This is a genomic window from Streptomyces sp. ASQP_92 (assembly GCF_025399895.1).
GTDB lineage: Bacteria > Actinomycetota > Actinomycetes > Streptomycetales > Streptomycetaceae > Streptomyces.
The window spans coordinates 149,598-171,594 of the sequence record NZ_JAODUA010000006.1 but is presented as its reverse complement, the minus strand read 5'-3'; the positions used below and the strand labels follow the sequence as shown (position 1 = coordinate 171,594).

Annotated in this window: 21 protein-coding genes and 2 tRNA genes; 16 read left to right on the top strand and 7 right to left on the bottom strand. The window is 70.8% G+C overall.

The annotated features are described in order from the left end of the window. Positions 1–33: 33 nt before the first annotated feature. Entirely contained in the window at positions 34–603 is a 570-nt protein-coding gene (locus N4G70_RS16715) for a GNAT family N-acetyltransferase (RefSeq protein ID WP_261713445.1), read from the bottom strand. Further along, positions 600–1,373, bottom strand: coding sequence for a GntR family transcriptional regulator (locus tag N4G70_RS16710; protein ID WP_261713444.1), 774 nt, complete (start codon positions 1,371–1,373; stop codon positions 600–602). Before N4G70_RS16710 ends, N4G70_RS16715 begins: the two co-directional genes overlap by 4 nt. 468 nt (positions 1,374–1,841) lie before the next feature. Between N4G70_RS16710 and N4G70_RS16705 the strand changes: the two genes are divergently transcribed. The 14 genes from N4G70_RS16705 to N4G70_RS16640 all read left to right on the top strand — a co-directional run bounded on the left by N4G70_RS16705 (position 1,842) and on the right by N4G70_RS16640 (position 12,242). Beyond that, the gene (locus N4G70_RS16705; RefSeq protein WP_261713443.1) at positions 1,842–2,111 is read left to right on the top strand and encodes a DUF6284 family protein; all 270 of its coding nucleotides are present in this window, start codon (positions 1,842–1,844) and stop codon (positions 2,109–2,111) included. Next, positions 2,108–2,725 (top strand): hypothetical protein, encoded by a 618-nt coding sequence (locus N4G70_RS16700; RefSeq protein WP_261713442.1) that lies wholly within the window; start codon positions 2,108–2,110, stop codon positions 2,723–2,725. Before N4G70_RS16705 ends, N4G70_RS16700 begins: the two co-directional genes overlap by 4 nt. Further along, a complete protein-coding gene (locus N4G70_RS16695) occupies positions 2,722–3,579 on the top strand; it encodes a DUF2637 domain-containing protein (protein ID WP_261713441.1) in 858 nt (285 codons plus the stop codon). The genes N4G70_RS16700 and N4G70_RS16695 overlap by 4 nt, the downstream gene beginning before the upstream one ends. Then, positions 3,579–3,962 (top strand): RRQRL motif-containing zinc-binding protein, encoded by a 384-nt coding sequence (locus N4G70_RS16690; protein ID WP_261713440.1) that lies wholly within the window; start codon positions 3,579–3,581, stop codon positions 3,960–3,962. Before N4G70_RS16695 ends, N4G70_RS16690 begins: the two co-directional genes overlap by 1 nt. A gap of 24 nt (positions 3,963–3,986) precedes the next feature. Beyond that, positions 3,987–4,538: a hypothetical protein gene (locus tag N4G70_RS16685; protein ID WP_261713439.1), complete on the top strand. Its 552-nt coding sequence runs from the start codon at positions 3,987–3,989 to the stop codon at positions 4,536–4,538. Positions 4,539–4,595: 57 nt separating this feature from the next. Beyond that, on the top strand, positions 4,596–6,713 hold the full coding sequence (locus N4G70_RS16680) for an FtsK/SpoIIIE domain-containing protein (protein ID WP_399035715.1): 2,118 nt from the start codon (positions 4,596–4,598) through the stop codon (positions 6,711–6,713). A 205-nt stretch (positions 6,714–6,918) separates the two neighbouring features. Beyond that, positions 6,919–7,374, top strand: coding sequence for a hypothetical protein (locus N4G70_RS16675; RefSeq protein ID WP_261713438.1), 456 nt, complete (start codon positions 6,919–6,921; stop codon positions 7,372–7,374). A 16-nt stretch (positions 7,375–7,390) separates the two neighbouring features. Beyond that, complete coding sequence (locus N4G70_RS16670; protein ID WP_261713437.1) at positions 7,391–7,654, top strand: hypothetical protein; 264 nt, start codon at positions 7,391–7,393, stop codon at positions 7,652–7,654. Positions 7,655–7,674: 20 nt separating this feature from the next. Further along, positions 7,675–8,058: a hypothetical protein gene (locus tag N4G70_RS16665; protein WP_261713436.1), complete on the top strand. Its 384-nt coding sequence runs from the start codon at positions 7,675–7,677 to the stop codon at positions 8,056–8,058. Between the two features lie 88 nt (positions 8,059–8,146). Further along, positions 8,147–9,064, top strand: coding sequence for a bifunctional DNA primase/polymerase (locus N4G70_RS16660; protein ID WP_261713435.1), 918 nt, complete (start codon positions 8,147–8,149; stop codon positions 9,062–9,064). Beyond that, positions 9,061–9,417, top strand: coding sequence for a hypothetical protein (locus tag N4G70_RS16655; RefSeq protein ID WP_261713434.1), 357 nt, complete (start codon positions 9,061–9,063; stop codon positions 9,415–9,417). Before N4G70_RS16660 ends, N4G70_RS16655 begins: the two co-directional genes overlap by 4 nt. Next, complete coding sequence (locus N4G70_RS16650) at positions 9,414–10,577, top strand: DUF3631 domain-containing protein (RefSeq protein WP_261713433.1); 1,164 nt, start codon at positions 9,414–9,416, stop codon at positions 10,575–10,577. The genes N4G70_RS16655 and N4G70_RS16650 overlap by 4 nt, the downstream gene beginning before the upstream one ends. A 184-nt stretch (positions 10,578–10,761) precedes the next feature. Beyond that, entirely contained in the window at positions 10,762–10,959 is a 198-nt protein-coding gene (locus N4G70_RS16645) for a helix-turn-helix domain-containing protein (protein ID WP_261713432.1), read from the top strand. Next, a complete protein-coding gene (locus N4G70_RS16640) occupies positions 10,959–12,242 on the top strand; it encodes a site-specific integrase (RefSeq protein ID WP_261713431.1) in 1,284 nt (427 codons plus the stop codon). Before N4G70_RS16645 ends, N4G70_RS16640 begins: the two co-directional genes overlap by 1 nt. Before the next feature lie 80 nt (positions 12,243–12,322). Here the strand turns inward: N4G70_RS16640 and N4G70_RS16635 are convergent. After that, positions 12,323–12,395 (bottom strand) — tRNA-Arg (locus tag N4G70_RS16635). Positions 12,396–12,612: 217 nt separating this feature from the next. Then, a tRNA-Ser gene (locus N4G70_RS16630) sits at positions 12,613–12,706 on the bottom strand. Between the two features lie 203 nt (positions 12,707–12,909). On the opposite strand from N4G70_RS16630, the gene N4G70_RS16625 reads away from it, so the two are divergent. Further along, a complete protein-coding gene (locus N4G70_RS16625; protein WP_261713430.1) occupies positions 12,910–13,347 on the top strand; it encodes a subtilase-type protease inhibitor in 438 nt (145 codons plus the stop codon). Positions 13,348–13,498: 151 nt separating this feature from the next. Next, positions 13,499–17,773, top strand: coding sequence for a PAS domain-containing protein (locus N4G70_RS16620; protein ID WP_261713429.1), 4,275 nt, complete (start codon positions 13,499–13,501; stop codon positions 17,771–17,773). 357 nt (positions 17,774–18,130) lie between these two features. On the opposite strand, the gene N4G70_RS16615 is transcribed toward N4G70_RS16620, so the two are convergent. From N4G70_RS16615 to N4G70_RS16605, 3 genes are all read right to left on the bottom strand, one after another. After that, positions 18,131–19,789, bottom strand: a complete 1,659-nt coding sequence (locus N4G70_RS16615; protein WP_261713428.1) for a long-chain fatty acid--CoA ligase — start codon at positions 19,787–19,789, stop codon at positions 18,131–18,133. 173 nt (positions 19,790–19,962) lie between these two features. After that, entirely contained in the window at positions 19,963–20,508 is a 546-nt protein-coding gene (locus N4G70_RS16610; protein ID WP_120722351.1) for a SigE family RNA polymerase sigma factor, read from the bottom strand. 142 nt (positions 20,509–20,650) lie between these two features. Next, the gene (locus tag N4G70_RS16605; protein WP_261713427.1) at positions 20,651–21,619 is read right to left on the bottom strand and encodes a DUF1906 domain-containing protein; all 969 of its coding nucleotides are present in this window, start codon (positions 21,617–21,619) and stop codon (positions 20,651–20,653) included. Between the last annotated feature and the right edge of the window lie 378 nt (positions 21,620–21,997).

Here is a 21,997-nt window from a genome sequence, read left to right as displayed (position 1 = left end):
GGTGTACGCCCACGTTGATGTCAGCCGTTGATGTCACACAGCGGTAATTGATGTCGGCGCCGAAGTCGTGTCGTCCAGCCCGTGACCTGCGTCGCGTCGCGCTGGCCGCTGTGCAAGCCAACCCGAGACGCGAGGCCCGCCATTCACCGCCCCGCCCTCCGTGACCGTACGAACGTGCTCGAATCCGTGGTTGAGGTAGTAGCGCTGGAGCGGCTCGTTCGTGGTCCAGGCATCCAAGCGGAGCCATACGGCGCCGGACCGGAACGCCCGGTCACCTGCCCAATCGAGCAAACGGCCGCCGAGGTCCTGTCCGGCGTGTGTCCGCGCCACCGTCAGTTTGTTCACGAACATCGACGGCTCGGATAGTTCCGCGTCCGACCAGAGGCCGTCTTCCGCATCCGGGGTCAGCGTTATGGTCGCGGCCGTGGCTTCCCCGTCGCGAACCATGAAGACCACACCGGCCTCGATCGTGGCAAGCAATCGGTCCGCCGGGTACGGGCGGCGCCACTGGTCTGTGCCTAGCTCACCGAGCCAAGCCGCCGCCTCCTCTCGGAAGGCGAGCAGCTTGGGCAGATCGGCCGGCACGGCGTTGGCGATTCTCACTGAGGCTCGTTCTCACTCCGGGCGGACAGGTCGCCGATCTCGTAGTTCATCCGGTTCAGGTCGCCCCGGAAGGTCGTGACTGTGCACCGGATCGGACGCTCATTGGAGTACCCAGTGCGTGTCCACAGAAGCACCGGGACCCCCGCGCCGATCTCCAGAAGACGAGCCTCTTCGGGCGTCGGCATACGAGCGGCGATTTCGTCGAAGTAGCCGATCTGCTCGACTCCCAGACTCGCCAGGTAGCGCGTCGTGCCCTCCGCGATGTCCCCGGGGTCGGTCAGTCGCGGCCCCTGCTTGACGAGCCACTCCGGGTAATGGGTGGCCTGTGTCGACCACGGAACGTCATCCACGAACCGGTGGCAGAACCTCAGTACGGCCGTGGAACCCTCCTCAACCTTCAAGCGCTCAGCCACGTATCCCGGGGCGGGAGTCAGCTCGACTCGGAAGGTTTGGTGCGGTCGGCGCCCCGCGTTCGTGACGTCCGTGCTGTACGCGTCACCGTTCTGCGGGAACTCCAGGTTCTCGAAGCGTGAGGCGTTCAGCTCGAACACCTCGTGCTTGGCGACCTCGTATCCAAGTCCCTGGCTGGACGAGATGAGTCCCTGCGTCACCAGGAGACTCAGGCCGTTGCGGACGGTGTTGCGAGACGCCTCGAAGCGGGCGGAAAGCTCGCTCTCTGAGGGCAGCCGCGACCCCGGCGGGTACGTGCCGTTGTCGATCTCTCGGCGGAGCGCGTCGGCCACCTGCCGGTACTTCGGCTGCTTGTTCATGCCCTCATCATGACGCACTCGCGCAACTTGTTGGTACATGTAGGCCCCAATCCCTTGACGACTCACTGTCCGTGGGTGCAGCATCACTGCATCAGCTTGTACCAACAAGCTGAGCAAGCGGTTCAATTCCTTCGAGTTGCTCCGGTTGCGCTGAACCTGCATGACCAGGGGCCCGGGACAGAGCGGGCCGAGGTTTCCCGGCGCCTTGTCAGCCGGAGGGCTTGAGACCGAAAGGTCACGTCCCCATACGCCTTCAACGGGAGCTCCGCTCCCAAAGGGGACTCGCACAACTCAGCTATTCGCCGCTTCTGCGGCGGCCGGTTGCCTCCTCTGCCCGTCCGGCCCGTGTGGTCGTACGGGCGGGGCTGAGGGGAGCCGGATTGACCGACTTCAACGGCGCGCGCCCCCGGAGCTGGCACTCCGGGGGCGCTGTTCGAGCCGTTTCACCTGCTAGGGAGACCACGACTCATGAAGAACATCGCTGCACTTCAGACGGGTGTTACCGGCGTACTGCCGGACATCGAGCCGACGCCGGCCGAACTGGACGCGATCGAGGCTGAGATGCCGCTGATCCTGGCGCGGGTCGAGTTGCTGGACGCGCAGATCATCACGCTCGACCGCACCCCGAACGACCTGGACGCCCGCCGCATCCGGCGGGCACGCCGCAAGATCCTCGCGGCCCACCGCACGCTCGCCAACCAGAACACCACGCCCGGCACGTCGGAGGTGGGGGCATGAGCGCGCTGCCGGACAACTGGGACCGGGACAACCAGGGCAACCCCAAGAAGCGCGCGTCCTGGGGTTCGCGGCTGGACGTCGATCAGGTCGCCTACCTGACGGCCGTGCACGAAGCGGCCCATGTATTGGTCGGGTGGCAGCACGGTATGCGGGTCCGGCGGGTGTGGAGCCGCGAAGTGCCCGCCGAAGTGGGGCGGTCGTGGACTGGCTGCGTGTCCTGGGACCTGAGCGACACCACCCTCCTGGGCTACGCCACGATGTGCGCGGCCGGTGAGCGGGCCGCTGCTCGCTACGTGAAGGAACTGGGCGTGTGGGAGCCCGAGGACATCGAGCTGGTCCGCGCCGACCATGACCGTCTGTCGGCCGTCGAGGGCTGCGGACGGTCCGGCTTCCACATCGCTGTGGACGGCCCGGTCCCCAAAGGCGCGTGGGGTATGCGCTGGTCGCAAGTCATCGAGTACGCCGACGTAGACGTGGACGCCCAGTGGGCGGACATCACGACCCTGACCCGCGCTCTGATGCAGCGCGAGGACATGACCGGGCCGGACGTGGCCGCTCTGTTCAGCCGTCCCCTCCCGCCCATGTCAGTCGCAGAGCAGGGGGCGGGAGCATGAACCGCACCCCCAAAGCCCTGCTCGTGCTCGCACTGGTCGCCGTGGTCGGCATGGCGTTCCGGGTCTCCTGGAACGCACTGCGGGACGTGGCTCGGGCGATCGGCGCGGACCATACCGCCGCCACGCTCTACCCGTTCGTTGTCGACGGACTCATGGCGCTGGCACTGGTCGCAACGCTCGTGCTGACCGCCGACGCCCGGCGCTTCGCCCTGCGGGTGCTGGGCACCTACACCGCCGCCTCCCTCGTCCTCAACTACGTCCACGGTCTGGTCCCGGCGCTGCATCAAGGGTCGGTCGACTGGGGACGGCTTGCCGACTGGGACCCCGCTAACTGGGCGCTCGTACTGCTCGCCACATCGCTTCCGGTCGGCTCGATCTACTTCGGGTCCGACCTGGTCGCCAAGGTCCTCCACCACCAGCCCACCCCGACCGTAAATGTGGATGAAACGGCCGAGAGCGTGAGGAATCGGTCGATGGCTGACCAGGCCGAACCCGCCCCGGAGCCTCGCATCGTGAACGCCGTGCCGATCCCGCGTCCGGTTCAGGTCGGCTTCCTGAAGCCGACTGTCGCGCTCAAGCCGGTACCTGCGATCGCACCCGTTCCGGTCGGCTCCGTCTCAACGGTGGCGGCGGACTCGACCAGGCCCCGCCGGGCGACTGGTCGAGTCCCCGACGTCGCCCGGTCTGCCCGACCCAAGCGCACCCCGGCCGAACTCCTCGCTGAGGCGCGGTCGGCGTCGGCCGACTGGCCCGACAACCATCTGACGGCCGAACGGCTCCGCAAGGCGGTTCATACGTCTGCGGAGAAGGCGCGCGGTCTGCGGGACACGCTGCTCGCTGAGCGGGCCGCGTGATGGGCGCCGCGTACGCAAAGTGCTTCGACCCGTCCGGCGCGCGCTACGGGATACCGACGTTTCCGTGGAAGTTCGCCCCCGACGGCTACGCGACCCGCCGACAGTTACGGGCCCTGGGGCTCCGTCCCGGTGGTCAGCCGGTTGCGGGACAGGTCATGCGCCGCTCTCGCCGCCGACAGGCGGGGGTGAGTGTGGCGTTCCTGTACCGGGTCGAACTGGCCCTGCCGGTACGCCCGATGACGTCGCGCAAGTGGGGTGCGCTCGCTTTGGCGATGCTCGCCCGCCGCACCTGCCCCGAGTGCCAACGGGATGCCGGGTACGTCATCCCGCCCTCGCTCGGCATGTGCGTGTCCTGCGCTTATCCCGCTGATGCCGCCGCTTGAGATGCGGCGATGAACGGAGATGCTGTGAAGCTCACCGTCACCACCCACAAGGTGTTCGGCCACCGTGCCACTCAGCGCACCGCCCAGTACCTGGCCGACCAGGCCGGACGGCTGGTAGCGCGTTCGGTGCCGGGCCGCATGCCCGACGTTCAGATCGTCCTGACCAACGCCCGGGGCCTGGCTGAGCTGGCGACCGCCGCCGAAGCCGAATTGGCGGGCGGGGTCGACAGGCGCGCCCTGGATCGCGTGATGCGCCACGCCGTGCGCGAGGCCCGTAACGCGGCCGGACGCGCGGTGGCGCGCGCGGACGGGTCGGTGCTGGTGCTGGTCAACATCGACCAGCACCGCACCCCCGAGGACTTCGCCGTAACCCTCGTGCATGAGCTGGTCCACGCGATGCAGTTCAGCCGCAAGGGGGTGCGCGAACGCATCATCCGTGACCGCCGCCACTGCTTCGGCGTCGAGCGCCAGACCCGCCGCCAGGCCCGCGAACACGAACGCCTGATGGATCAGGAAGAGAACGAGGCCTACGGCCGCGAATTCCTCGCCAAGCAGCTCACCGCTGCCGCTGCCTGACCGGGGCAGCACCTTCCCGTTGCCGCCCCGGTCAGGGGCAGTCAGGAGTCAACTCCCGTGACATTCAACGCCGTTCACCTCACGAAGAACCCCACCGGCGCCTCTGTGGAGCCGTCCGGTGCGCCGGGCGTTGCTGTAGCAGCGCTGGACGCTGAAAAGCCGCCTGTGCCCCTGTGGGTGCGCTCCGGGCGGGCCGTACGCGGCATCGTCACCCACGAACACACCCGCACCGCCGGACGGTTGGCGGTACGGCACAGCATGTACGCGGTCGGTGGCGCCCGCATCGTGGCCCGCCGCACGTGGGAGGGCCGCACCGCCACCCGCTACGAACGTATGCTCCGCGCCGCCGAAGCCGCCGGGAACTACGAGGTCGCGGCCGAGTGGGAGGAGCGCGGCCAGCGGTTCCGCGAGGCCCGCCACCGCCGCCGCATGGACCTGCTCGCCGCTCCCGTCGACGCCGCCAAGAGCGTGCTGGTCGGTACCGGGATGGGCATCGGGTCGCTGGTCGCGCTCGGGGTCGTGCTGGCCATCGCCAACAAGGACGCCGCCGACGTGGTCACCCCGCTGATGGCCGTGGTCGAACTGGTCCGGCTGCTCATCGTCATCGTCACCGTCGTGTGGGGTCCGGCCATCACGATCGGCCCGTTCCTCGCGCTGCTCGCCCTGTGGGCGGTCGGCCGGCACCAGCAAGCCGCCCCGAACTGGGCACTCCCGGCAGCGGTCCGCAACGGTGAGGGTGAGCCGATTACTCCGTCCATCGTCGTCAAGGCCCTGCGCGACCTCGGCGTGCCCGCACTGGGCAGGGCCATCAAGGAGATGGGCGACGCAGGGGCGTCGATGCTCGGACCGATCCGCATCGCCGGATGCGGCGTCGAAGTCGACGTGACCTTGCCGTCCGGCGTCTCGACCATCGAGGTTCAGAACCGGCGCCGCAAGCTCGCCGAAAACCTCTCCCGTCACGAGCACGAGGTGTTCATCACCATCCCGCAAGCCGCCCGCACCGTCCGCCTGTGGGTGGCCGACAGTGGCGCGCTGGACGAGCCGATCGGCCCGTCCCCGCTGGTCACGGACGAGACGATGACCGCCGACTACGCCAAGGGCCGCGCCCCCTGGGGTCAGGACCTGCGCGGGGACGCTGCGGCCATCAGCCTGTATCAGCGCCACCTGCTGATCACGGGTCTCTCGAACCAGGGCAAGACCGTGGCGCTGCGCTCGCTCGCCTTGTGGGTGGCGTTGGACCGGTCGGTGCAGTTCCTGATGGGTGACCTGAAGGGCGTGGGTGACTGGGCGATGTTCGAGGGTCTGGCCAAGGTCCTGATCCAGGGCCCGACCGATGACCACGTCATCCAGGTCACGGAGATGGTCGAGAGTGCGGTGGATGAGATGAACCGCCGACTCCAGGCCCCGCCCGGCACCGTGTTCCCCGCTCTGATCGTGCTGGTGGATGAGGCGCAGGTGGCGTTCATGTGCCCGGTCAAGGATGACGAGAAGCGCCCGTATGGCGGCTCGAAGGCCAACTCCCGGTACTTCATGGCGGTCCGCAAGATTCACAATCAGGGGCGTGCGGTCAACGTGCTGATGTGGCAGGGCACCCAGGACCCCACCGACCAGAATCTTCCCAAGCTGGTCCGCGAAGGCGCCCACACCCGGGCCTCGCTCGCGCTTGGCACGGAGTCCCAAGCCCGCATGGCGCTCGGAGACAAGGCCGTTGACGGTGGCGCCGCCCCGAACCTGCTCCGTCCGGGCCTCGACCGGGGAACGCTGGTCGTCGCGTCCGACGGCATCGCCATTCCCGCGGGGCAGGCCTCGATCACGGTGCGCACGCACTACATCGATGACGACGCGGCCGTGGCCATCACTGACCGCGCGAAGGCTCTGCGCGATGGCGTCACCACGGTGACCGTGATCGAGCGGGGTGAGGAGCGTGACCCGCTCGCCGACATCGCTTCCGTGGTCGGGACAGCCGAGCGGGTCCGCACGAAGGACGTCCTTGCCCGGCTCGCCGCCCGCAACGCGGACGCCTACGGCAAGTGGTCCTTCCTCGACCTCAAGCGCGTTCTCGATGGGACCGGGGCTGAGCCCTACAAGTCCGACGGCGTCATGGTCGTCGCCCGGGACCGCGTCGCCCGGGCGCTCGCCAACCGCGACGCAGATGGTTCCGCTTCCGCCGCATAGATCAGGGAGCGAACCCCTGGCGGGTCAGGGATGCAGGGAGAACTCCCTGACCCCCTCCCTGACCCGCCTCCCTCCCCCTCACCTGCACAAATGATCTGCCAGGGAGTCAGGGAGGCCCGCAGGTCAACACCCCCGAAGCCCCCTCCACACGCCACCCGGCAGGGGGTGCCCCTGCCTCCCTGAACCTCCCCGGAAGGGATTCCGCATGTACCCCGAACACCCCCGGCACGCGCCTGTTGAGCGGGTCATAGAAGTCCACCACCCCGCCCCGATCCAGCCGGTTGCGGCGCCGCTCGTACCGGTCCAGCCGGGCACTGTCCCGGCGGTCGCGAGCATCGTCTTGCCGGACGGGCGCGTCGTCACCGGCTACGCCATCGAGCCCGCCAAGCCCGAACCCATCGCCACCAAACCGGCCGTGTCCCGCACCGCCGTGAACGTCGCGCTCGGCGGGATCGGCTTCGCCGCCGCGTGCGGCGGGCTGCTCCTGCTCACCACGTTCATCGCCGCACTCGCCGCGCTGATCCAGCAGCTCATCATCCTGGCGGCCGTCATCCTCGGCGGTTTCATCGCCGTGCAGGTCCTCGGGCCCCGCCACGGCCAGGGCGGCACGGTCGTCAACATCCGCCGCGCTGTCTTCAAGCGCAACCACTTCAACGGCTGACAGGGAGGCCCGTCTCATGCGACTGCGCATTGAACGAACGGACTGGCCCCGCCCGGGCCTGTACCTGACCGACACCCCCCGCCCCGACTGCCCGCAGTGCCAGGGAGAGGGCGGGATCGAAGAGGACTACGGCGACGAGACCGGCGACTACGCGGGCACCAACTGGTGGCCGTGCACCTGCTGGCACGACAACGCCCGCTGGCTCCTCCTCGCCCTGCCTCGTCGCCGCCCCTGGGGCCAGCCCCGCGACCCGTGGGCCACCGATGAACCCCCGTTCTGACCTCAGCCGAGAGGACACCCATGCCGACCCATCTGACCCCCGGGGCCCTGGCGAACAAGGCCGCTGAGGCGGTGCGCAGCCTCAACCACGCCACACAAAGCGCCAAGGGAGAGCTGACCTACCCGGGCGACGCATACGACGTGGTCGCCTCGCTCAAGACGCTCACGCAGCGCCTGCCACAGACCTTCCAGCAACTCGCCTTCTTCCTGGAGGCGCTCGGCGAAACGGACGCGGTCACCGCCGATCACGGCGCCCCGGACGAACACCTCGCAGAGGCCCGTTCCGCCCTCGCCTCGTGCTCGCTCATCGCCCAGACCCTCACCGAGCACCTGGACCGCGCACACAACGCGCTCTCCCCGCTCGGCTGGTCCGGGCCCCTACCCGACACCGCCGACGACCTGTAGCTACGCCAAGGGCGGCCCCCTCGTCTCGCCAAAGTCGCGGGGCCGCCCTTGTCCACCTGCCATCAACAGACCTGTGGAGGTCTCCAGCATGACCCAACACGACCCCGACGTGAAGCAAGCGTTACTCGATGCGGCCCTCCGGGCTGCCGAACGCGGCTGGCACGTCTTCCCGCTGCGTCCCGCCACCAAGCGCCCGGCCCTGCACGGCGAAGCCGCGTGCCCCGGCACGGGCCCGTGCGGGGGCGGGCACCGCAAGTGGGAGCAGCGCGCGACCACCGACGGCGACCGTATCCGGGTGACGTGGGAGCGGGCACCGTTCAACATCGGTATCGCCACCGGTCCTTCCGGGCTGGTCGTCGTCGACCTGGACGTGCCCAAGCAGAACGACAACAGCAGTGCGGACACGCCTTGCGGCGTGACGACCTTTAAGGCGCTCTGCGAGCGCACCGGCCACGCCGTCCCCGACACCTACCGGGTGCGGACTGCGAGCGGCGGACAGCACCTCTACTTCGCCGCGCCGGTAGCTGTCCGGCTGGCCAACACGGCGGGCTCACTGGCCCCGTTGGTCGACACCCGGGCGTGGGGTGGGTACGTCGTCGCTCCGGGCAGCATCACGCCGACCGGCCCGTACGAGGCGGTGGGCGACGCTCCGGTAGCTCCGCTGCCCGCATGGCTGGTGCAGCAGCTCCAACCGGCGCCCGCAAGCACGGTCGGGCCGTTGCGGCTGCCCGTGGTGAGTGGAAGCCGCGCGGCACGGGCCGCTCTGACGGCGGAGTGCGCCGTGGTTACCGCGTCGCCGGACAAGCAGCGCAACATCACGCTCAACCGGTGCGCGTTCAAGGTGGGGCGGTTCGTCGCGTGGGGCGACATCCCCCGGCACGTGGTGGAAGAAGCCTTCCAAGCGGTCGGGGAGGCGCGGGGACTCACCGCTGCGGAGTGCCGCTCCACCATCGCGAGCGCCCTCAACAGCTCCCTGCGCAAAGCCCGTTCCCGGGATGCGGCATGAGCCCGCGACTGCATCTCCCCTTGGAAGGCCAACCGGCCACCACCAGCCCGCACGCCGCCGAACCCGCCCCACCCCGGCCGGTCGTGGGTGCCCAGCGGGACGTCGCCCGCAGGGCGTCCGCTTCATCGGTTCGCTTTGGCCGGCACAACTACGACGACGGGCGCCGCCCCGTGGCCTGGCTCCACATCGGCGCCCCGCGCGGCGCCGTGCCCACGGCGACCTCTAAGTGCCTGTGCGGCCGGGACCGCAGCGCCGTCGGCCACCGCCGGGTGCTCGCACTCATCGACGACCACACCGCCCACCTTGACCGCTGCCCGCTCTGTGCTCCCCGGGAAGGCAGGACCGCCGCATGACCACCACCCCGCCCGCGCCGTCCATCGACGGCGCGGCCCTGCTCGATGAGGTCGAAGCGTTCCACCGCCGCTTCAACATCTTCCCCAGTGAAGCCGCCTACGTCGCCGTCGCGTTGTGGGACGCACACGCCCACCTGCTCGACTGCTTCGACTCCACCCCGCGTCTGGCGTTCCTGTCCCCGGAGCCCGGGTCGGGCAAGTCGCGGGCGCTGGAAATCGTGGAAACCCTCGTCCCGCGCCCCATGGTCGCGGTGAACGCGTCCGCCGCCGCGCTCTTCCGGGCGGTGTCCGGTGCCGAGGGTCGGCCCACGATCCTGTTCGACGAGATCGACACCGTCTTTGGTCCAAAGGCCGGGGACAACGAGGAACTGCGCGGGTTCCTCAACGCCGGACACCGCCGGACCGGGGTCACCTACCGGTGCGTGGGCGACAGCCAGACCGTCACCCCGTTCCCGTCCTACGCCGCCGTCGCGGTCGCCGGTCTCGGCTCGTTGCCGGACACGATCCTGACCCGCGCCGTCATCATCCGCATGCGGCGCAGGGCCCGCAACGAGAAGGTGGAACCCTTCCGCGCCCGCCTCCACGAGAAGGAAGGCCACGCGCTGCGGGACCGCCTTGCCGAGTGGGCCGAGCAGGCACGCGGCTGGGTCATGGGCGCGTGGCCCGAGATGCCCGACGGGGTCAGCGACCGGCCCGCCGACGTGTGGGAAGGACTGCTGTCCATCGCGGACGCGGCCGGGGGCGACTGGCCCAAGCGCGCCCGCCAAGCCTGCCTGACCCTCGTGGAAGCCTCCCGCGCCAACGACAAAGGCAGTCTCGGCATCCGGCTGCTCACCGATCTGCGCGACCACGTCCTGATCGGCATCGACCGCCTGCCCACCGTCGCCATCCTGGACCGCCTCAACGCCCTGGACGACGCGCCGTGGGCCGACCTCAACGGGCGGCCGCTCGACAACCGGCGCTTGTCCAAGATGCTCGGCGAGTACGTGACCGCCGACGGCGACCCCATCGCCTCGCGCAACATCCGCACGAGTGGCGGAATCCTCAAAGGCTTCTTCGCCGAAGACCTCACCGACGCGTGGGCCCGCTACTGCCCCGCCCCCACGTCCGCTACAAGCGCTACGCCGCTACATCCCAGCTCAGAGCCCCTGAATCTGTAGCGGCAAACCCAGATGTAGCGGCTACGGCCCCCACCCCCTGAGACGGCCGTAGCCGCTACATTCCACCCCTCCGCTACAAAAATCATGCCGCTGACCTGCGATGTAGCGGCGTAGCGGATGTAGCGGACCCCAGAGAAGGGGTCCGCCCCCCCCCTCTCCCCCTCGCAGACACGAGGAGACACCCGTGAGCACCGCGCTGCCCGCGTCACACGAAGTCGTCACCGTTCCCGAAGCGATGACGGCCCTGCGCCTGAGCCGCAGCAAGATCTACGACCTCATCCGTTCGGGAGTGCTCCGCAGCTACACCGAAGGCCGTGCACGCCGCATCCCCGCCGAGGCGCTTCAGACCTACATCCACAACAAGCTTGAGGAGGCAGCCTGATGGCCAAGCGCCGCGCAAACGGTGAGGGAACGATCACCAAGCGGAAGGACGGCCGCTATCACGCGGCGGCCTACGTCTACCGGCCCGACGGCACCCGGGTCCGGAAGTTCGTCTACGGCAAGACCCGCGACGAAGTTGCGGACAAGCTCACCGAGATCCAGGAGAAGACCCGGCAGGGCATCCCGGCTGCCACGTCCGCGATGTCCTTCGGGGACTACCTGACGTACTGGCTGAGTGCCGTTGCCCCGGCACGGCTGAAGCCCGCGACGCTCAACAGCTACGAGGGGCTGACCCGCCTCTACATTCGGCCGGCACTCGGCAAGAAGAAGCTCAACCGGCTCTCTCCGGCCGATGTCCGGCTGTTCCTGCTGGAGTTCAAGTCCGGCTGCCTGTGCTGTCTTCGGGGCGTTGACGCCGCACGCCCCGAAGGTGAGCGGACGTGCTGCGCGGTCCGGCAGTGCTGCAAGCGGCGGCCCTCGGCCCGCACGGTCCAGTACACGCACGCCGTACTGCGCTCCGCGCTCCAACAGGCTGTCCGGGAAGAGCTGATCGCGCGCAACGTCGCCCGGATCGTCGAGACCCCCACCATCGAACGCCAGGAGGTACACCCCTTGGACGCAGGAGAAGCCCGACTGCTCCTCAAGACCGCCCGGCCGCACCGCCTCTACGCCCTATGGCTACTGCTGATCAGCACGGGCCTGCGGCGCGGTGAGGCACTGGCCCTCACGTGGTCGGACATCAACCTTGAGAACGGGCAACTCCGCGTCCGCCGGAACCTTCAGCGGATCAAGCGCGAGTTGCTGTTCGGCACGCCCAAGACCGCGCGGTCTATCCGCACTGTCTCTCTGCCCAAGCACTGCGTGGCCGCGTTGCGCGCCCATGCGGCTCAGCAGACGCGCGAGCGGGCGGTAGCGGGCGAGAAGTGGAAGCCCCCGGCCGAGCAGCCCAACGGCTTGGTATTCACCACGGCCACCGGCCGGGCGACGGACCCGCGCAGCCTGAACCGGATGCTCACGATCCTGTGCCGGGACGCCAAGGTGCGGCGGGTGCGGGTGCACGATCTTCGGCACACGTGCGCATCGCTGCTCCTGGCTCAGGGAGTCGACGCGCGCACGATCATGGAGACGCTCGGCCACAGCACCATCACCATGACGCTGGACACCTACGCGCACGTCATGCAGACGACCTTGCGCGCGGCTGCTGACCGTATGGACGACGCGTTGGGTCTGGCCGAGGAGAAAGAAGCGGACGGGGACGACACCGAGCCCGACGCCGCAGCCTGAGGCCACCCAACGGGGACGTTGATGTCAGCCGTTGATGTCAGAAGCCCCCTGGACAATGTCCAGGGGGCTTCTGACCTGTGTGCACTCGGCAGGATTCGAACCTGCAACCTTCTGATCCGTAGTCAGATGCTCTATCCGTTAAGCTACGAGTGCTTGTGCTTCCGGGGTTTTTTCTGCCCCGTCGGCGTTGCGAGAACAACATTACATGACCTGCGCCGTGACGCGAAATCCATTGCCCTCACCCCCTCCGACCTGCGGAAATGCCTCTGCGTGAGCAGGGTGGGAGGGGATCCGGCCGGGCGTGGGAGCCGGTGGAGTGGGGGTGGAACGGGCGAAGCCCCGGCCGTGGGGCCGGGGCTTCGGGTGATGCTGGCGGAGGCGGAGGGATTTGAACCCTCGATGGGCTTTAAGACCCAAACCGCATTAGCAGTGCGGCGCCATAGACCGGACTAGGCGACGCCTCCAGCACACCGTCGCGTGTGCGAGTGGTGCGTGCAGATGATGACACAGCCTTGCGGGCCGTCACCAATCGCACCCCACGGTACTAGGCAGGTGGCCGCCAGGGCAAAGGCGTTACGCGGCGCAACGCCGGGCGTTGACGCGCGTTAGACCCCGCGGAGACCGAAGTCCGCGAAAGTCCGCCCGACCGCCCTGGAGTACGAGACTCATGCTGCGTCGCCTCGCCGTCACCGCCGCCGCCTCCCTGGCCGCGCTCGCCACCGCCCCCACCGCCCTGGCCGGCCCCCTGCCCGTCCCGCTCCCGCTGCTCGGGGACGGCCAGACCGAGGACCGGCTCACCGTCACCGTCACGGACGTCCCCGGCGTGGAGGGGACGTACACCCTCGAGTGCCACCCCGCCGCCGGCAACCACCCCCGCGCTCAGCAGGCCTGCGACAAGCTGGACTCGGTGACGACCTGGGGCAAGGACCCCTTCGCGCCGACACCGGCGGGCGCGATGTGCACGTTCGTCTACGGCGGTCCCGCCACCGCCCACATCACCGGTAGCTGGGCCGGGCGGCCCGTGGACGCGACGTACAGCCGTGCCAATGGGTGCGAGATCTCGCGGTGGGACAAGCTGGAGCCGGTGCTGCCGAGCGCCAGGTAGGGCACCTTGTGGGGCCCCCTCACCTACGTCGTGATCACACAACCTTGGTGAGAGCTCCCCCTCATCCGCCGCCGCTCGCGCATCCCCAGCCTTTAGACTCCCTCCCAGTGACAGGCCGCAAGGTGCAGTGGTTCAGGGAGGAAGCGTCGTCGTGAGCAGCAGGCCATCCCGAGGCGCTGCTCGCCTCGCAGCCATACTTGACGCTCTTCCGGACGGGCTCCTGCTCGTCAACTGCAACGGCACGGTCGTCAACGCCAACACCGTCGCGCTGGAAATGCTGGAGGCGCCGGGTACCGGGCTCGTGGGGCGGGGAGTTCTCGATCTGCTGCCCTCCTTCGACTCCCGGCTCATCCCTGGCTCCATGCGCCGGCCCGAGAGCGAGGACGACCAGGGCCGCACCAAGCCGACCCGGATGGTCGCGCGCCGCACCGACGGCACCGAGTTCCCCGTCGAGGTGACCAGCGCCAACCTGGAGGACGGGCGGGACGCGTACGCCTCCTACGGAAGCGGCGGCGGACCCGGCTCGTACTCCGGGGACGAACTCCTCATGCTGGTCGTACGGGACCTTTCCGGCACCGTCGACACCGAGGCCGAACTCGCCCGTTCGCAACGGCAGACCGAGATGATCCTGCGCGCGGCGTCCGAAGGCGTGGTCGGCACCGACACCGACGGCCGGGTCGTCCTGGTCAATCCCGCGGCCGCGCAGATCCTCGGCTACCGGGCCAGCGACCTCGGCGGGCAGGAACTCCATCCGCTGGTGCTGCACTCCCGCGAGGACGGCGAGCCGTTCCCGTACGAGGGCAGCCCGCTCGCCGACACCCTCAAGTCCGGGCGCAAGCACCGGGTGCGCGGGCAGGTCATCTGGACGAAGTCCGGCGCCAAGGTGCCGGTCGACCTGACCACCGCTCCGGTGCGCGACGGCGATCTGCTCGTCGGCGCCGTCATGACGTTCACCGACCGCCGCCCCTACGAGGAGCAGGCCGCCAAGCACGCCGAGGTCCTGGAGCGGGAGACCGCGCGCTACGACGCGCTCGCCGCCCGGCACCAGCAGCTCCTGTCGGTGCTGGCCGGTTCGCTGCGCGGGCCGCTCGACGAACTGCGCCACGAACTCGCCGCGCTCGCCGCCGACGACGCGGGCCAGCTGTGGCCCGAGGCCAACCAGGTCCTGCACCATCTGGCCGCCGGGTACTCGCGCATCACCACGCTCGTCGACAACGTCCTCGGCTACCAGCGGCTCGACGCGGGCGGCGAGGAGCTCAAGAAGGCCAAGGTGCTGGTCGATTCGGTGGTCGGCGCCGGTGTCGAGGGCGCCGTCGAGCTGATCGGGCCCGGGCGCGCCCAGTTCGCCGTGCACACCCCGCCCATCGAGGCCGAGGTCGACGCCCCGCGCCTGGCGACCGCGCTCGCCCACCTCATCGCGGACGTGGCCGGAGTCGACGCCACGGGCAAGGCGCCGGTCGCCGCCGGCGGCTACATGGACTCCACCGTCGTCGTCGCGGCCGCGGTGCGCGGCACGGTCGTACGCATCGAGGTGCGCGGCCCCTACCCCGGCGGCGACCCCGTCCACGGGCCCATCGTCCGCGGCATCGTGCGGGCGCACGGCGGTGTGCTGCAAACCGTCGCGGTGCCGGGCATGAGCGGCTCGGCGTACGTCCTGGAAGTGCCGCTCGGCGCGGGCGCCGGAACGGTCGAGGCGCCCCCGGCCCCGCAGGCCGACGAGGCGCTGCTCCCCGCCCAGCAGGACGGCGGCGGCCGCAGGCGCGGTCGCCGGGCTTCCATGGACGCCTTCCTCGAAAGCCCGGTCAGCGAGGAGACATCCCCGACCGGCCGCCGCCGGGCCCGCACGGATTCCGGTTCCGGGTCTGGTGCCGGTTCCGGTTCTGGGTCTGGGTCTGGGTCTGGGTCTGAAGGTGGTTCCGGGTCTGGGTCGGCGTCCGGTTCTGGGTCCGGGGCTGCTGAGGCTGGGGCGCCGGGCGGTGCCGGTGCCGGTACGCGTGTGGGCGAGGGCGGGCCGGACGGGGAGCGGGCCCGGATTCCGGCCCAGCAGAACGCGGGGAGCGGTCAGGTCTCCGGGGGCGCGGCCGGGGGTGCTTCCTCGGGCGAGGGTGCCGGTCCGGGGGGCGCGTCCGGTTCCGGGCGGCGTCGTGGGCGGCCCAGCCCCGCCGAGCAGGCTGCCGAGGGATCGGTGGGGTCCGTCGTGACCGGTGCGGAGAGCGCACGCGAGTCGTCCGGCATGGGGCGGGCCGCGCTGGGCGAGACCGTGCCGCCGCAGGGCGTACCGACCGAGACGACCGGGCGCCGCGCCCGCCGCGCCCTGCCTGCGCCCGCCTCCGCCGACGCGTCCACCGCCTCCACCGCCTCCGCCTCCACCGAGAACGCGGCCGAGCCGACGGGCCGCCGGGCGAGGCGTGCCCTGGGTGCCGCCCCGGGCGGGGGCAGTGGTGGTGCGGGCGGCCAGGAGGGGTCGGTGCGGACCGCGTTCGCGCTGCCGCCCGCCGACGCGGACCGCGCGCCGTATCCCGCGCCCACCCCGGTACCGCCCACTCCGGACACCTCCGCCGCTTCCACACCGGGCCGCCCCGAGGCCGTACTTCCTGACTCCGCGCGTCCCGAGGCTGCACGTCCCGACGCCGTACTTCCTGACTCCGGACGTCCCGAGGCTGCACGTCCCGACGCCGTACTTCCTGACTCCGCGCGTCCCGACGCTGTACGTCCCGAAGCTGTACATCCCGGCCCCGTACGTCCCGGCTCCGCACGTCCCGAAGGGCCCGCGCGTGTTGCGGATGCGGCGGGTTCTGTGGGTGCGCAGCACGTAGGTGTGGGCACCACGGCTCCCGGAACCATGGGCTCTGCGCCCACACCGTCCGCCGCCCCCGCCGCAGCCGCACCCATCGAAGGCGCCCCCATCGCTCCGGGGAACGCCCCGGGCCGGCCCACCCCCGACCCTCGCGCCCTGAACCCCAACGGCCCGAACCCGAACGGCCCGAACCCGAACGGCCCGAACCCGAACGGCCTGAACCCGGGTGGCCCGAACCCGGCTGGCGCGCACCCGGGTGGGCCCGCTCGGGACAACGCCGCCCCCGGCGACCCCCTGGCCGATCACACCCCGCCCCAGCCGCACCCCGCCGAGCGGCCCGAGTGGGCGGCCCGCGCGATGCCGGTGCCGGGTGCCGTCGGCCCCGTACCCCCGCAGAGCCAGAACCAGAACCCCGGCCAGAACCCGACCCCGGCCCAGGGGCGGGGTGCGGCCGCGTCCCAGCCCGCTCGGCAGCCGTTGCCCGCCGAGACGCCGCCCGGAGGTATCCCGGCCGCCGGCGGGGACACCCAGGGTCGGGCGTTCAGCGTGCGGACGCTCGGGCAGGGCGCCCCGTTCAGCCAGACGCAGACGCAGACCCAGCCGCAGACGCAGACGCCTGGCCAGGGTCGGGCCCCCGCGGCCCCGGCAACCCAGACGTCCGGCGGATCGCTCGGCTCGGGGCGGCGGCGCAAGCTCGGCACGCCCCCGGAGGGGGTCGAGCGCCCCACCGAACCGGCCGCCCGGCCGCACCCCGTACTGCCGTCGCCTCCTTCGGAGGGTCAGGGTCGCGCGTACGCCATCGGGCTGCCCGACGAGGGCGCCGAGGGGCCCGAGCCGTTGGACGGGCCCGGCGGCGCCGTCGAGGTGGCCAACCGGCCGCAGCCGCAGCCCGTCGACGACGAGCTGCCCCCCGAGCCGCTCGACAACCCGCGTCGGCTGCTCGTGTGGCCCGCGCCCGACGTCTCCACCCAGCAGGCGCTGAGCGAGCGGGGTTACCGCCCCGTGGTCGTGCATTCCCGCGAGGAGGTCGACGCGCAGATCGCCGCGTTCCCCGCCGCGCTCTTCGTCGACCCGCTGACCGGCCCCATCACCCGTACCGCGCTCCAGGCCCTGCGTCAGGCGGCGGTCGCGGCCGAGGTTCCCGTGCTGGTCACGGCGGGTCTCGGGCAGGCCACCCGGGAGGCGGCGTACGGCGCGGACCCGGCCATCCTGCTCAAGGCGCTCGCTCCGCGCGACAGCGAGCAGCACCCGCCCCGGGTCCTGCTGATCGAGGAGCACGAGGAGATCGCGCTCGCGCTCACCGCGACGCTCGAACGGCGTGCCATGCAGGTGGCCCGGGCGGCCACCGACTCCGAGGCGGTCACGCTGGCCGCCCAGATGCGGCCGAACCTGGTGGTCATGGACCTCATGCAGGTACGCCGCCGACGCGCCGGAATCGTCGACTGGCTGCGCGCCAACGGGCAGTTGAACCACACCCCGCTGGTCGTCTACACCTCGGCCGGCATCAACCAGGCGGACCTCCCGAAACTGTCGTCGGGCGAGACGGTCCTGTTCCTGGCGGAACGGTCCACCAGCACCGAGGTGCAGGGCCGCATCGTGGATCTCCTGGCGAAGATCGGCACGAACTAGCCCGATTCCGGGGCGAGTTGACGCCCTGGGTGCGCCCCGCTATCGCGTCCGCCCCGCCGTCGCGTCGTCCGTCCCGCCGTCGGGCCCGCCTCGCCGTCGCGTCCGTCCCGCCGTCGCGTCCGCGCCGCCGGCGCCTCGTCCGTCCCGCCGTCGGGCCCGCGCCCAACGGCGGGACGGACCGGAACCCGCGAGCCGTGGCAGAACGCGGTCCGAACCAGGGAACGCGCGCGCCCCTGACCCAGTCCGACGCCCACCCAACCCGCGCCCCCGACCCGGCCCGCCGCGCGGCCCGCGTCCCTGGGCCGGTCCGGGGCCCCGGCGAGGGACCCCGGACGGCCGGCACAGGATCGGGCCGGGTCAGCGCACCTCCGTCACGTCCAGCTCGCCGTCCGCGTACTGCCTGCGGACGACCTTCTTGTCGAACTTGCCGACGCTGGTCTTCGGCACCGCCTCGACCAGCGCCCACCGCTCCGGGAGCTGCCACTTGGCGATCCTCGTGGCGAGGAAGGCCTTCAGGGCGGCGTAGTCGGCGGTGGCGCCGGGCTTCAACACGACCGTGGCGAGCGGGCGTTCGCCCCATTTGGCGTCCGGGACGGCGACGACGGCCGCCTCGGCGACCTCGGGGTGGGCCATCAGCGCGTTCTCCAGCTCCTGGCTGGAGATCCATTCGCCGCCGGACTTGATGACGTCCTTGGCGCGGTCGGTGAGCGTCAGGTAGCCGTCCGGGCTGATGACACCGACGTCGCCGGTCCGCAGCCAGCCGTCCGGGCTGAACTTGTCGTCGGGGCGGAAGTCCTCGCCGCCCGCGCCGCCGAAGTAGGCGCCCGCGATCCAGGGGCCCCTGACCTCCAGCTCGCCGGCCGACACCCCGTCCCAGGGCAGGAACGCGCCGCCGGCCCCCGCGAGCCGCGCCTCGACGCCGGCCGGGAAGCGGCCCTGGGTGATGCGGTAGGGCCACTCCTCCTCCGCGCTGAGCCCGGCGGGCGGGTTGGACATGGTGCCCAGCGGTGACGTCTCCGTCATGCCCCAGGCGTGGCAGAGCCGCACACCGAGCTTGTCGTACGCCTCCATCAGCGAGGGCGGACAGGCCGCGCCGCCGATCGTGACGTTCCGCATCGAGGTGAGGTCGCGGGGGCGGGCGGTGACCTCGGCGAGCAGGCCCTGCCAGATGGTGGGGACGGCGGCGGCGTGCGTGGGCCGCTCCCGCTCGATCATGTCGGCGAGCGGCGCGGGCTGGAGGAAGCGGTCGGGCATGAGCATGCTCACCCCGGACATGAACGTGGCGTGCGGCAGTCCCCAGGCGTTCACATGGAACTGCGGCACCACCACCAGCGTCGTGTCCCGGTCCGTGAGCGCCATCGACTCCGACATGTTGACCTGCATGGAGTGCAGGTAGATCGAGCGGTGGGAGTAGACGATGCCCTTGGGGTCGCCCGTGGTGCCCGAGGTGTAGCACATGGCGGCGGCGCTGCGCTCGTCCAGCTGCGGCCAGTCGTAAGTGGTCGGCCGCCCGGCGATCAGCTCCTCGTACTCGTGCACCTGAGGGCCGCCGCCGTCGATGTCGTCGAGCAGGGAGCGGTCGCCCGGGCCGGACACGACGAGGTGCTCCAGTGTCGGCAGGTGGGGGAGCAGCGGCGCGAGCAGCGGCAGCAGCGAACCATTGACGATCACCACGCGGTCGGCGGCGTGGTTGACGATCCAGATCAACTGCTCGGCGGGCAGCCGCAGATTGAGGGTGTGCAGCACGGCGCCCATGGAGGGGATCGCGAGGTACGCCTCGACGTGCTCGGCGTTGTTCCACATCAGCGTGCCGATGGCACTCGCGTCCGTGACGCCGAACTCGTCACGGAGCGCGTGAGCGAGCTGGGCGGCCCGGGCACCGACCTCGGCGAAGCTGCGGCGGTGCGGTTCGGCCTCGCCGGTCCAGGTCGTGACCTGGGACTTGCCGTGGATCGTCGACCCGTGGGTCAGGATCCGCGAGATCAGCAGCGGTACGTCCTGCATGGTGCTCAGCACGGCGTCCTCCCGGTGAGCGCTACGGCGCGCTCCATGGCGATAGGGTCTGCCGATTCTGCTCACGTACCGCGCGGTATGTCACTACCCGAGAGTAGTTTCGGTCGCGGTTCCGTGAAGTTACCTGGAGGAACCCGCGCCAGGACGACCGATGGAGCCCCGGCCGTCACCACCCGTCACCGGATGGGCTCCAGCTCCGGGTCCTCGCGGAGCTTGCCGAGCGCGCGCGACACCGCGCTCTTGACCGTGCCCACCGAGACCCCGAGCACCTCGGCGGTCTGCGCCTCGCTCAGGTCCTCGTAATACCTGAGGACGACCATGGCCCGCTGACGGTCGGGGAGCTTCATGACCGCCCGCCACATCGCGTCGTGCAGCACCTGCTGGTCGGCCGGGTCGGGACCGGGCACGATCTCTGGCTCGGGCAGCTCGTCGCAGGCGAACTCGTCGACCTTGCGCTTGCGCCACTGCGAGGTGCGCGTGTTGAGCAGGGCGCGGCGCACATAGCCGTCGAGGGCCCGATGGTCCTCGATCCGGTCCCAGGCGACATAGGTCTTGGTGAGGGCCGTCTGCAACAGGTCCTCCGCATCGCTCGCGTTCGCGGTCAGCGAGCGCGCGGTGCGCAGCAGCACGGGGCCCCTGGCGCGGACGTACGACGAGAACGACGAGTACGCGTGGTAGGGCGTCGCCGCTCGGGAGGCGCTGGTGCAGACGGGCGTTGTCATGGCTCCACGCTATGAGCGCGAAGAGCCCCCGGGATCGGCCCCAGGTCCCGAAGCGATGTCCGCCTCAGGTTGTAGGGGTAGGGCTGGCTGCACCTCCTGAAGGTGGAGGACGCATCCCCGGGCCTCAGGGTTCAGCCGGCGCTCAGCCGATGTACGCGACCGGCGCGTCGACGTCGTTGCGGTCCACGACCAGGCGCTTCCCGCCGTGCGTCTCGGCGGAGTTCCCCGCGTACTGGTGGATCCGGCGGTGCTGCCAGGCGTCCCTGTGCAGCGCCGCCTCCTGGTAGAGGGCGGGGCCGGAGCGCCAGCGGGCGAACCAGATCGCCGCCGGAAGGTCGCTCTTGCCCGCGACCCTGGCCTGCTCGATCTGTCGTACGCCCGATTCGGCGCTGCTATAGAACCCGGGCAGATAGCCGAGCTCGCGCACCTCCCGGTTCCAGGCCCGCACGAAGTCCAGCACGGTCCTGGCGCACGCCGCGTTGTTCGCGTTGTACGCCTCCAGGTCCAGGTAGAGGGCGCTGCCCTCCCGCATGCCGAGGTGCGCCGCCTCCTGGACCGCCTGCTCCGCCTCGGACCTGCCCTGCTTGGCGGGCTGATTGCCGATCTTCACCTTCTTCTTGTTCTCGGCGTACACGCACGGTGCCTGCGATCCGACGAAAATGGGCAGCACCTGCCAGCCCATGTCGTGCACCTGGCCCACCCAGCTCTCGTTCAGGTTCTTCTGGACCGGACAGTGCCGACCGCGCCCCGCGAAGTAGACGCCGACGCCGCGGTACGGCGAACTCTTCCTCCAGGCTCGCATCGTGTCCAGCGGGGGCGTGTTGCAGGTGTCGAAGGCGGCACCCCTGAACGACACCGCGTCCGCGTCCGCCACCCTGTCCTCCCACTCCCACCCGTCGTCCGCGGAGGCGGAGGGGGCGAGCAGGGTGGCGAGGGCGAGGAGGGCGGTGACGAGGGCGAGGAAGGCCGTGGTGAGGGGGGCGGCGGTCTTGGCCGGAGGGGCCGAGGTCGCGGTCAGAGGGGCCGAGGTCGTGGTCAGAGGAGCCGAGGTCTTGGCCAGACGGGCGGGGGTCGTGGTCAGAAGGGCGGAGGTCAGCTTGAAGCGGCGCATGGCCCGAGTGAACGGGCCCCCGCCCCCACCGGCCACCGCTCGGCCCACGCCCTGCGCCGTACGGGCGCAGGATCAGCCGTCCGACCCAGCGCCACCACCGATTGCCCCACCCCGCCTGCGCGGAGCGCCCTTTGACGACACCTCAGCCGCCGCGGCCGACCACGAGGCCCGAGGTTTGACGGCGCCTCAGTCATCGAGGCCGACCACGAGGCCCGAGGTTTGTCGACACCTCTCAGCCGTCCCAGCCCGAGGTTTGACGGGGCCTCGGCCTCCCCGGCCCAGCACAAGACCCGAGGTTCGACGGCACCTCAGCCATCCCGGCCCAGCACAAAGCCCAAGGTCTGACAACACCTCAACCGTCCCGGCCCAGCACAAAGC